The organism is Peribacillus sp. B65 (genome assembly GCF_058513295.1).
In genome coordinates this window covers 2,105,318-2,117,832 of sequence record NZ_CP195840.1, presented here as the reverse complement: position 1 = coordinate 2,117,832, position 12,515 = coordinate 2,105,318, and the positions used below count along the sequence as shown (strand labels likewise).

Below are 12,515 nucleotides of genomic sequence, written 5' to 3'. Positions count from 1 at the left end.
CCCCTCAATTTATAAAAGGAGTTTGGAGCATTTAGTCCCAAACTCCCTTTTAGGTATTCCTTATAAAGCGATATTTTGATTATCCGTTGTTTCTACCACGTTTTCCTGCGCTAGAAGCTTTTTATCGTACATCTTAAAGAATGGCAGATAAATAAGGACTGAAATTGTTAAATTCACCATCACGAGAACAACGGCTCTCCAATCACCGCCTGTAGAAAGGTAGGCACCTATTGGAGCGGGCAATGTCCAGGGAACCATTACATATGTCGGGTTCACAAGTCCGATGGATGTTGCTATATATGCAAGTGTCGCACCAATTAGCGGTGTAATGATAAATGGAATAATAAGTACCGGGTTCAATACAATCGGCATCCCAAAGATAACTGGTTCATTGATGTTAAAAATGCTTGGCACAATTGTTGCTTTCCCCATTGCTTTACTATAGGTGGATTTTGCCGTTAAGAGCATGGCTATTACCAAACCCAAGGTTGCACCAGACCCACCAATCCAAATAAACCATTGGAAGAATGTTTCAGGAGCTATGTGGGGAATTGCCTTTCCAGCTGCAACTGCTGCCGAGTTATTCCCCAAGTATACTTCCCATACCGGACGAGCTACGGCACCTACTACTGAAACGCCATGAATACCAAATGACCAAAAGAATGTAATCAAAAATACTGGAATTAATACACCTGGCAATGTATCGCCTGCACTGATGAGTGGTGCAACCGCTTTATCAACAAGTGAATGTAAATCAACAGCAAAAACGACTGTAATTAAAGTCATGACAAGCAGTACAATTGAAACTGGTATTAATGCTTCAAATGAACGGGCCACTGAAGTTGGAACAGAATCAGGCATTTTAATCGTGATATTCTTTGTCTTACAAAGACGTAAAATTTCGACAGCAAAAATGGATACAATCATTCCTACAAAAAGACCATGGCCTCCGAGATTTGTCATTGGCAAAACAAACCCCACATCATCCATCATCTTTACACCAATTGTGAACAAGAAGGCTGCTAATGATAGTAAACCTCCAGATAGCGGGTCAAGTTTATAGCTTTGAGATAAACTGTAGCCTATACCAAAAGTAATATATAGCGTCATGATAAACATCGTTAATCGATATGGTATTAAAATTTCAGCGATATGTTTTGCAGACCATTCACCTAATGCAGTATCTGCTGCAACGGGCGGAAATGCAATGATCAAGAATAAACTTCCAAAGATGATGAAAGGTAACGCAGAAACCACACCATCCCGAATCGCGCGTAAATGTTTTTGCTCAGACAATTTAGCCATAGGTGTTGAAAGATTATTTTCTAAAAAAGCTACAAACTTGTCCATTCGTGTTTTCCCCTTTTACGTTTAGTGAAAAGAAATAGTAATTAGTTTATTATTTTGCTAGTTCCGTTACCAGTTTTAATAGTTTAGGTCCGCCAAGAGGGCTGTAAGCTTGGGCTGGAATGGCTTCACATGGGACGCCCGCTTCATCTGCCGATGCCTTAAAGCCATCGAAACGATGTTTGACTTGCGGGGCTACCATTGCAACATCCCAGCCATTTCGTACTTCTGCATCAAATTCTTGAGTGCCGACTGCCAATACTTCTATGGTTACACCCTGTTTTTCCCCTTCCTTTTTTAAAGCGCTTACAACGATTGCACTAGACATTCCACCTGAGCATACGAATAATACTTTCATTCTTTGTTCCTCCAATTTTTTTATTTTTTTATTAAAAGCGTTAAATCGTTTTTCTTATGAATCCTTGTGCTTTCACTAAACGATTTGAGGCTTCTTCATATGATACATTCGTTAAAATCATGACAATTGCAATTTTAGGCTGGGCATGTGCCTTTTCTAAGTATTCATCTGCAATTTCATAGCTACAGTCAGTAGCATCCATGATAATACGTTTTGCACGTTCAACCAGCTTTTCATTAGTTAACTGTAAATCTACCATTAAATTACCATAAACTTTTCCAACTCCAACCATTGAGGCGGTGGAAAGCATGTTGCATACTAACTTTTGCGATGTTCCAGCTTTTAAACGTGTAGAACCCGTCAGGACTTCAGGCCCGTTTACAACTTCAATCGCAACTTTTGCAATCTTACCTATCTCAGAACCTTTGTTACAGCTTATCGACACAGTTCCTGCACCAACTTGATTGGCATATTCCAATCCAGCAATAACATATGGAGTGCGTCCACTAGCTGCAATGCCCACTACGACGTCCCTGTTTGTTAATTCGATTTTCTTCAAATCTTCAGGACCTAATTCAAAACTGTCTTCAGCACCTTCAACCGCCTTAATGAAAGCCTTTTCCCCACCAGCTATAAGACCCACTACTTCACTCGGATCGGTATTGAATGTTGGGGGACATTCTACTGCATCCAATAAACCGATGCGCCCGCTTGTTCCTGCACCCATGTAAATTAATCTGCCGTTTTTATTCATGGCTTCAACGATCATCTCCACGGCTTTAGAAATTTGCGGAAGTTCTTTTTTTACACAATGGGCAACTTTAATGTCTTCTTCGTTCATCACCTCTAAAAATTCCAGTGTTCCCATTTCATCTAAACTCATGGTCTTTTCATTACGACGCTCTGTCGTTAAATGCTCAAGCATACATATCATCCTTTTTTATTTCAGTGGTGAAAGTGGTGAAACTTTATTTGCTATAGAGAATATATCACTATTAAAAATTAATTTCAATATTGTATATACATTTTTAAAATTTAATTTTAAAATAAAAGTAAGATACCTAAATTGATTGATTGAATGTTAGCTTTCTACTAAAAATAAAAACTGTAAACTGAGTAGCCATTTAGTGAACCAAACCTACGATTCTTTTTATTGTTAGATCTTATCTAACTATTCATAGATGACAAATTCATATATTCATTATTTGTTAACGCTTACAAATAATTAAATATAAATATTAGTAATGAAATGAGGTTGTACTATTGATGAATGAAAGAATTACTAAGAAAAAATTGGGTTCATTGGCTCTAGCCGCTTTGGTGGGGGGATCACTTCTCCTTCCAGCTGATTTGAAAGCAAATGCAGAATCTGGGACAATTCCTCAAACAACGACTTATGTAAAACAGGAACTTCGCGCAACTTGGATTGCAAGTGTGTTAAATATTGACTGGCCGTCCAAACCTGGTTTATCCATATCAGCACAGAAAGAAGAATTCATAAAATATTTGGATGAACAAAAAGCGATGGGAATGAATGCTGTCGTTATGCAAATTAAACCCACTGCGGATGCTTTTTATCCTTCTGAATACGGTCTTTGGTCAAAATATTTAACAGGAGTCCAAGGAAAAGATCCCGGGTATGACCCTCTTGCATTCATGGTAGAAGCAGCACATGAGCGTAATATGGAATTTCATGCGTGGTTTAATCCTTACCGCATTACTATGCCTTTAGGTAAAACCGCTGAAATATCGGATATTGATAATCTTCCAGAATCTCACCCTGCCAGAAAGCACCCGGATTGGGTCATACCATATGGACAACAATTGTACTTTGATCCAGGCATTCCTGGCGTACAGCGGTTTGTGATTGATGGAATAATGGAAGTTGTTAAGAATTATGATATCGATGCAGTCCATATGGACGATTATTTCTATCCTTACAAGATTGCAGGAGTACCTTTCCCAGATGAAATTTCCTATCAAAAATATGGAGCAGATAGATTTACAAATGTTGAAGATTGGCGCAGGGATAATGTAAATAACCTTGTTAAGAATATAAATGAAGAAATCAAGGCAGAAAAATCATATGTGAAGTTTGGTATAAGTCCATTTGGAGTTTGGCGCAACAAAGCAGTTGATCCCACAGGATCTGACACTGCCGCAGGACAAACGAATTATGATGATTTATATGCAGATACCCGAACGTGGATCAATAATGGATATATTGATTATATTGCCCCTCAATTATATTGGAATATAGGATTGCCAGTAGCTGACTATGCCAAACTTCTTGATTGGTGGACAAAAGAAGTCGAAGGTAAAAATGTTCAACTCTATATTGGACAAGGAGACTATAAAATTAATACAGAGTCCAACGGTGTGCAAAACTGGTTCAATCCTGAAGAAATGCCAAACCAGTTAAAACTGAATCGAACATATAAGGAATTTGATGGAAGCATGCATTTCAGTGCCAAAGATTTACGGAAAAACCCCCTTGGGATAGCAGATCGGTTAAGCGGGGATATTTATAAGCATCCCGCATTGGTTCCAGCCATGCCTTGGATTGATGATCATGCACCAAAGGCTCCAATGGTGAGAAATTCAACACAATCAGGAGATGGAATACAATTTGAAATTCACGATCATAAGAAATCAGATGCATCTTATTATGCCATTTATCGTTTTGATGGGAAGAAAAAAGGAAACATTGAAGATTCAACGAACTTACTTGCCACAGTGCATAAAGAAAATACAAGTCAATTGTTTAATGATGGCAGTGTAGAAAAAGGCAAGACTTACACATATGTTGTGACAGCATTGGACCGTACCCACAATGAAAGTAAACAAACTAGGCAGATTTATATAAAAGTAAAATGATCTTCAAGAAATAGCTTTATAGCTTAAGTGTTATATCTCAGTGAACAATGGCAGCATACACTGCTGCATATGCTGCTAAGTCAGGATTATAAAAGAATTGAAGTAGGTGGAATGACGATGTACATAGTTGGATTAATGTCCGGAACATCACTGGATGGAATTGATGCTGCACTTGTTCGGGTGAATAATAGTGGACTTGAGACTGAAATGGAAATGATTGAGTTCATGACATGCCCTTTTCCAAAAGATATTGAAAAAGAAATTATGCAGTCTTTATCTGCAGAAACATCCAATGTGCAGTTAATATGCAGTTTGAATTTTAAATTAGGAAAATTATTTGCCAATGCAGTAAAGGAAGTTTGTCATAAAGCTGGATTTCCCATAAATAAACTGGATCTTATTGGATCCCATGGACAAACCATTTACCACCAGCCTTTAAAAGAACAAAATTATATACCCTCCACTTTACAAATTGGGGAAGCTGCAGTAATTGCTCACGATACAAACACACTTGTAATCTCTGATTTCCGTACGATGGACATGGCTGCTGGTGGACAAGGAGCTCCTCTTGTTCCTTTTACCGAATACATTCTTTATAGAAGTGAAACGAAGGGAAGATTACTTCAAAACATAGGGGGCATTGGAAATGTAACCGTCTTACCCAAGCAGGCATCTCTGAATGACATGTATGCCTTTGATACAGGGCCTGGGAATATGATCATTGATGAAGTATGCCGCCAATTGTTCAATATTAGCTATGACGAAGGTGGTAACATAGCTAAACAAGGACAAATTAATGACGAACTTTTATCTTATTGTATCAGCCATCCTTATATTATGAGCCCTCCGCCAAAATCAACTGGCAGGGAATTATTTGGCAAGCAATATGTAGTAAAACTATTAAAGATGTTTGAATCACTTCCCAGTCATGATATTTTAGCTACAGTAACGATGTTTACAGCAAAGTCGATTGTGGAGAACTATCGAAAATTCATCTTTCCAAAAACCAATATTGAAGAAGTGATAATTGGCGGCGGAGGCAGCTATAACAAAACGTTATTAAATATGATGCAATCACTGCTTGGAAATTCTATTCAAGTTTTGACTCAAGAAGAGTTGGGGTACTCTTCTGAAGCGAAGGAAGCAGTGGCCTTTGCATTACTAGCAAATGAGACTTTCCATGGTAATACGAGTAACGTCCCCAAGGCTACCGGTGCTGACTTCGATGTCATCCTAGGAAGCATGACCTTCCCTCCTTCATATCTGAAGGAGCATAAAAATACTTTTTAACCATTTAAAAAAGTGGAAGGCACATCGATATTTGATGTGCCTTCCACTCTTTTTTGAACCTGAAGAATCATCGCGGACTCTTCTGTTTTATTTTACTGGCCAAGCTGCATGGATACATACTTCACTTCTAAATATTCATCCATGCCATAGTGTCCCCCTTCCCTGCCTAAACCACTTTCCTTCATTCCTCCAAATGGTGCTTGGGCAGTGGATGGGGCACTGTCATTAATACCGACAATCCCATATTCAAGAGCATCCGAATAGGCAACTGCCTTATTTAATGACTCGGTATACACATAAGCTGCCAAGCCAAAATTCGTATTATTGGCTCGATCTATCGCTTCTTGATCGGTTTTGAATGTACTGACTGGCGCAATTGGCCCAAACGTTTCTTCCTGCATGCACAGCATATCATCCGTTACATCGGAAAGTATGGCTGGTGCGATAAAATGGCCTTGTTTTTCATCGACTTTTGAGGTGTTATGGATGATAGCCCCCTTACTTGCAGCATCCTCTAATTGAAGCTGAACTTTTTTTACTGCGGCCCCATCTATCAATGGACCAAGATCGTTTCCTTCCATTCCATTTCCAACCTTCAAAGTTAAAACGGCTTCTTCAAAAGCTTGTAAAAACGGCTGTTCGATTGTTTCATGGACGAAAATTCGATTCGCACAAATACATGTTTGTCCAGCATTCCGGAATTTTGATTGAATCAAACCATTTACAGCTTCTTCGATATTCGCATCCTCAGCAATGATGAACGGAGCCAATCCACCGAGTTCAAGCGAGACTTTTTTTACTGTTTCTGCGGCTTTTTTCATTAGATGTTTCCCTACAGGAGTGGAGCCGGTAAATGTGATCTTTTTAACACGTGAATCATTCATCCACACGTCTGATACATCTCCCGGTTTCTGTGTAGTTACAATATTCATCACGCCTGCCGGAATGCCTGCTTCATGGGCACTTTCAACTAATAGCAAAGCGGTCAAAGGTGTTTGTTCCGCTGGTTTGATGACCACGGTACATCCTGCGGCAAGGGCTGGCGCCACTTTCCTCGTGATCATGGCAGCAGGAAAATTCCACGGGGTAATGGCAGCAACGACACCGACTGCCTGCTTTTGCACTAAAATACGCTTTGATGCAACGGAGGCTGGTATGATTTCCCCGTAGTTGCGCTTTGCTTCTTCAGCGTACCATTTCACGAAACTTGAAGCATATTTCATTTCACCTTTTGCCTCTGCCAATGGCTTTCCTTGCTCCAATGTCATGATCGTTGCGAGTTCATCCAGCCTGTTCTCAATGACCGTGTACCACTTCTCAAGTAATTCCGCCCTATGGTATGCACTTGTTTTCGACCAAGTATGAAAAGCAGCCTGAGCTGCATCCACTGCAGCCTTTGCCTCTTTTTCGTTAGCGTCCGGAACATAGCCCACTGGCTCCAACGTTGCTGGGTTTTCCACTACAAAATGACTTTCTGTATGAATAGATTCGCCGTTTATATAAATTGGCCATTTTTCCGCTACTTTTTTCATCCTGCTTTAATCTCCTCTTCTTCTTCTTCATGATCTGTAAATGTCTTATCATTTTCACCTTTGAAAAAGTCCTTGCCATATAAAAGGGCACATAATAAAATTCCTGCTGCAAACGCCATTCCAGCACCTTTTATAACAAGGATGGCAGCTACGACTCCTGCAATTCCCAGGTCGCGTTGGCTCTTTGCCTGCATGACGCCTACGCGTACGCTAACATATCCTTGAACCAAAAGCGTCAAGGCCAAGGCCACACCGAGAATTGGTTCCACCAGGCTTACTACCGGCAATAAGAATAACCCTGTATTCGTACCCCAACGGAACGAGCCGGCACCGCCGAAGAAAGAATTCATGGCTTTCTTGCCATTCTTGAATCGCTCCACAACCACGACCTGCATGGCTGCCCACAACGGACCGCACATTGTTATATCGGGTCCTATAAAACTCATGATCACATTTCGGCCACCAAAAATTAAATGGGCTCTGTTTGGATTATAGTCCACTTTTTCATCTTCCCTGACCTCATCGGATTCAGAAAGCAGCGCTTTCGTTTTGAGCACATCCCCGAATACGACTAAATAAGTAGCGAAAACAGCTGGAATCGCACTTAAAAAGAAAGTCAAGGCGGGAAAACCTAAACCAAAAACAGTATAGTCTGACCAAAGCGTAGCAAAATCCGGACTGCTGAATCCCCATTGGATATCAGGCCATTTTGCTTCTCCAAAAATGGGGGCTACAAAGACAGCAAGTAAGATTGCTGGCAATATCCCTAAATTGCCTATGAATATCCAAACTTTGTTTCGCATTTTCAATTTTCCAAAACTTTTCGAAAAAAGCAGATAAAAGGCAAAGCCGATACAAATGCTTATTGTATAAGGAAATAAATCAAACTTTCCACCCACTTCAAAAATGGAAACGACAGCACCAATACCCGCTCCTAAAATGATGCCTGATTTGATTGCATTCGGCACTAATCGCACGACCTTACTGGCAAGTCCGGTCATTCCTAGCAATATTGATAAAATACCTAATGTTAGTTGAAATGCAACGAGAGCATAGACCCGATCAGGTCCTTCGGGAAATTGCCCGACGAACAATACAAGCAATGGAACCGCAGGTGTAATCCAACCTGGTATAACAGGGTCCCCGAGTAAATGATGCGCCAAGTATAATAATCCATTCAAGACAACGACGGCTAGAGCCACATCAAAAGGCATACCAAGATGGTCTGCAAGCAGTGTAATCGCTCCAAGATCAACTGCACACATCAATAAGCCTTGAACATAGTCAGGCCACTCAAAACGATAATGGACAAATGGCAGTCTAATTTTAAAAGGTCCCGCAGGTATATACGATGTCTCTTCTCCATAGCGACGGTTTTTCCATTTCATGTTGTTTCCTCCACTTAAAAGCCATAGGCTGAACGGTAAATTTTTTCGATATCCCGGACGTTTAATGCACGGGGATTATTGCGAAGTAAACGGACTTGTTTGATGGCCTCGGCAGCCATTTCACTTAAAGCCGATTCAGGAATGTCAAATTCACTTAGTGACTCTGGTATATCAACATAACGGCATATTCTGGTCATCGCTTCTATAGCCTTATCCGCTGCCTCATCATCATTTAAATGATTGACTTTCTCTCCAAGTGCTTCAGCAATCTCGCGGAACCTTTCCAAACATGCAATTTTATTCCACTTCATCACAAATGGCAGTAATAATGAATTGCTGACTCCATGTGATAAATGGAAGCGGCCTCCAAGAGGATAAGCTAAAGCATGAACAGCTCCAACACCAGCATTTCCAAAAGCTAATCCTGCCATTAGGCTTCCAGTGATCATCGCTTCCCGTGCTTCCAGATTATCTGGCGCAGCATAAGCCTTTGGTAAATTTTTTGCGATTAACTTCATGGCCCCAATTGCCAAAGCATCCGTAACGGGCGAAGCAAATTTGGAAATATAAGCCTCGACCGCATGAACAAGTGCATCCACTCCACTCGCAGCAGTCACACTTGGCGGGCAAGTCAGCGTCATGACGGGCGATACAATCGCTACATCCGGTAAAAGATACGGACTTACAATTCCCTTCTTAACCTGTTCTTTCTTGTCCGATAAAATCGAAATATTCGTCACTTCTGACCCGGTTCCTGCCGTCGTCGGTATGGCTATTAAAGGTAGACCTGGGACTTCAATCAAGTTAGTACCGAAATATGTCTCGATGCTGCCTGAATTCGTAGCCATGACGGAAGAGGCTTTCGCAATATCCATCGCACTTCCACCGCCTACCGCAATCAGTCCATCATGTTTTCCATCCTTGATTGACCGTACACATTGCTCAACGATTTCAATTTCCGGTTCTGGATTCACATCCGAAAAAATACCACATTCTGCAGAAAGTAAATCCTCAACCCTTTGTACAACCCCAGCACCCACTAAAACTTTATCTGTAACTATCAACGGATTCTTCATCCCTAATCGCGTAACCTCATCAGTCAGCTGCTGTAAAGAATCTGCTCCTGTCACCAATTTGTTAGCCATAGAAAAAATAGAAATATTCATGGTTATCTCCCCTTTCATGTATTTACTAATGCAGGAATCATGCCAAAGTTTGAAAACGCTTAATTCATAAGGGGGATAACCTTTTTTTCATGGGTAACAGTATAAATAATGAGTGGAAAACAAATCAAATAAACTAATTCGATTCGTTTTCTAATCGCATGTGAAATTTTTTCATTTTTTGCACCAAAGCGCTTTGACTGATATCCAAAGAGATGGCAGCGGCCCTTGTAGTCCCATACTTCTTCATCGCATTCAGGATCAGGGAACGCTCCAGCTCGGAAACGGCTTCCTTCAAAGAATGTGTTGTCGTTTTTTTTGATAAGACCGGCTGGATGAAAGATGGTAAATTAGGCAAATCAATCGTATCATCATATGTCGTGACGACCAGCCGCTCTGCAAGACTCGCAAGCTCACGTATATTGCCAGGCCACGAATAGTTCGTCAGCCATTCATAGCATTCCGGTGTCATCTTTTTCTTTTCATCATATTTTTCATTGAATTTTTTCAAATACATTTCTAAAAGCGGGATCGTTTCTTCCTTTCGCTGGCGTAAAGGCGGGACTTCAAAGGAAACGATATTAAGCCGGTAATAAAGATCTTCACGGAAAGATCCTTCTTGCACGAGGGAGGCCAGATCGCGATGGGTGGCTGTAATTAACCTGACATCCACTTCTTTCATTTCGGTAGAACCAACTCTCATAAACTTGTTTTCCTCTACCACTTTCAAAAGTTTTACCTGTAGCTCTAAAGGTAAATCCCCTATTTCATCCAAAAATAACGTGCCACCATTCACTTTCTCAAAAATCCCCATTTTCCCATTCTTAAGGGATCCGGTAAATGCCCCGGGTTCATATCCAAAAAGTTCAGATTCCACCAAGTTCGCTGGGATGGCTCCGCAATTTAATTCAAGGAAAATTTTTTCCTTCCTGGAGCTTTTGGCATGTATGTATTTGGCGATTAAACTCTTCCCTACTCCCGTTTCCCCCTGTAACAAGATCTTCGCATCCGTTTTAGCTACTTTATCAGCCAATTTGAATAAAGGAGTTGTAGAGGGACCAATGATTATTTCCTGTAAATTCACCTGTTCCGAGCCAGGCAATAATTGAGAAATAGGTTGGAAAGATAACTTTTGGCTGTCAATCGTATACTTCATCCGGATTAATTCAGTAATATCCCTAACACTATTAATGACAAATATGACTTCATTCTGTGGCGATAGAATAGGTGTGGCCGATACGATGATCTTTCTTCCATTTCGAATTCTTTGTGTCAAAGTAACTTGATTCTTCGTTCGAATGGAGTCCAATGAAGCAGAGACGGATATCATGCCTTGCTCAATTAAATAACTCATTGGTTTTCCGATGATTTCCTCTTCTCTTATTCCAGTAATACGCTGATACGCTTGATTGATAAATAATGTCGTTCCATCACCATCCGTGATATACACCCCATCATACAGGGCATTAAATACAACCTTGCATAAATCACTCTCGAAGAATGCTTGAAATTGTTCATAGGGAATTGAGTAATTCCGTAAATTTTGCAGCGGTGCATTAACGGTAATGAAATGAGAAATTGGCTTCGTCAAATCACTCTGCTGCACTGCTGCAGATAACGCCTCTATAGTCAAAAATCCGATGAAATCCTCTGAATCATCCAAAACTTCCACTTCAGTGCTTCCTATCGGGAAACATGATATCGCTTCCTCCACTGTCATATCCGAATAAAACTTAGTCATCAATATCCACTCCCTGACCGGTCTTTAATATTTGATAGAGCACTTCCTCCTTGATTGAAGACTTTTTGAAAGTTCTGGCGGCTTCCTAGTCTTTTCAAATTAAAGAAGGCAATAAACTTATTAACTTATATTGTGTGAGCATTATGTAATGTCCATTTCTTTTTAATGATACTATGTACGACAATCAACGACACCAAGAATAAATGCTACACCGGTAAAAACGTTTCAATCTCAATATCCTATTTCTGTTTAAAACGATAAATAGCATTTGTATGTTACTTTTATCATATCAATGGTGTTTTTTATGCTCAAATCCATTTTCACTCATAACAGGAAATCTTGTCCTTTTGTTGTATAATAAAAATGCCTGCGAAATGGCTCATTCCTTGAGATTTTTTAATTCTCAGTTGAAGCTTAAGAGCAATTTTTGTTAAGTGCTTTAAAAAGCTTCTCTGCAGTTTGAAAAAACCTAATCCGTATTTGGATTAGGTTTCAGACTGTAGACAAACTCGATGAAAACTCAGTTTGCCTGCAGTTTTTTTATTGAAAAAAGTTGCAGCTGATTTAAGAGATCCGCCCCCTTTCCGCCGACTGTCTGCCAAGCCTCATCAAAGCAAGCGCCTGTGGGGTCTCGGCAGACAGTATTTCTGCAGGAGTGTCGCAAATCTCTTCAATCCAGTGAGGGTTTCATCCGTATAAACTAGTAAAAAACATGAAAGATACTCAAGTTTAATTTTAAAATCTTGGTTCGGGGCGAGTGCAACTCGAAACTCCTTTTTCCAAAAAATTGATGAAACCGCCAGACTGTAAACGAATTGG

9 protein-coding genes are annotated in these 12,515 nt (G+C 40.2%); 2 read left to right on the top strand and 7 right to left on the bottom strand.

All coding sequences use genetic code 11. The annotated features are described in order from the left end of the window. Positions 1 to 60: 60 nt before the first annotated feature. The 3 genes from ACSR9O_RS10410 to murQ are packed head-to-tail and all read right to left on the bottom strand — an operon-like array spanning position 61 to position 2,630. On the bottom strand, positions 61 to 1,350 hold the full coding sequence (locus ACSR9O_RS10410) for a PTS sugar transporter subunit IIC (RefSeq protein WP_101222295.1): 1,290 nt from the start codon (positions 1,348 to 1,350) through the stop codon (positions 61 to 63). A 49-nt stretch (positions 1,351 to 1,399) separates the two neighbouring features. Further along, on the bottom strand, positions 1,400 to 1,705 hold the full coding sequence (locus ACSR9O_RS10405) for a PTS sugar transporter subunit IIB (protein ID WP_061463755.1): 306 nt from the start codon (positions 1,703 to 1,705) through the stop codon (positions 1,400 to 1,402). Between the two features lie 40 nt (positions 1,706 to 1,745). After that, positions 1,746 to 2,630, bottom strand: a complete 885-nt coding sequence (gene murQ / locus ACSR9O_RS10400; RefSeq protein ID WP_260358938.1) for an N-acetylmuramic acid 6-phosphate etherase — start codon at positions 2,628 to 2,630, stop codon at positions 1,746 to 1,748. A gap of 341 nt (positions 2,631 to 2,971) precedes the next feature. Between murQ and ACSR9O_RS10395 the strand changes: the two genes are divergently transcribed. Then, complete coding sequence (locus ACSR9O_RS10395) at positions 2,972 to 4,582, top strand: glycoside hydrolase family 10-like protein (RefSeq protein WP_101222297.1); 1,611 nt, start codon at positions 2,972 to 2,974, stop codon at positions 4,580 to 4,582. A 117-nt stretch (positions 4,583 to 4,699) separates the two neighbouring features. Further along, a complete protein-coding gene (gene anmK / locus ACSR9O_RS10390) occupies positions 4,700 to 5,872 on the top strand; it encodes an anhydro-N-acetylmuramic acid kinase AnmK (protein WP_230176882.1) in 1,173 nt (390 codons plus the stop codon). 92 nt (positions 5,873 to 5,964) lie between these two features. On the opposite strand, the gene ACSR9O_RS10385 is transcribed toward anmK, so the two are convergent. The 4 genes from ACSR9O_RS10385 to ACSR9O_RS10370 form a co-directional block, all read right to left on the bottom strand. After that, positions 5,965 to 7,404, bottom strand: a complete 1,440-nt coding sequence (locus ACSR9O_RS10385; protein ID WP_230176883.1) for an NAD-dependent succinate-semialdehyde dehydrogenase — start codon at positions 7,402 to 7,404, stop codon at positions 5,965 to 5,967. Further along, positions 7,401 to 8,792: a DUF3360 domain-containing protein gene (locus ACSR9O_RS10380; RefSeq protein ID WP_230176884.1), complete on the bottom strand. Its 1,392-nt coding sequence runs from the start codon at positions 8,790 to 8,792 to the stop codon at positions 7,401 to 7,403. Before ACSR9O_RS10380 ends, ACSR9O_RS10385 begins: the two co-directional genes overlap by 4 nt. Positions 8,793 to 8,806: 14 nt before the next feature. Further along, positions 8,807 to 9,958 (bottom strand): iron-containing alcohol dehydrogenase, encoded by a 1,152-nt coding sequence (locus ACSR9O_RS10375; RefSeq protein ID WP_101222301.1) that lies wholly within the window; start codon positions 9,956 to 9,958, stop codon positions 8,807 to 8,809. A gap of 133 nt (positions 9,959 to 10,091) precedes the next feature. Next, positions 10,092 to 11,696, bottom strand: a complete 1,605-nt coding sequence (locus ACSR9O_RS10370) for a sigma-54 interaction domain-containing protein (protein WP_101222302.1) — start codon at positions 11,694 to 11,696, stop codon at positions 10,092 to 10,094. Positions 11,697 to 12,515 lie beyond the last annotated feature (819 nt).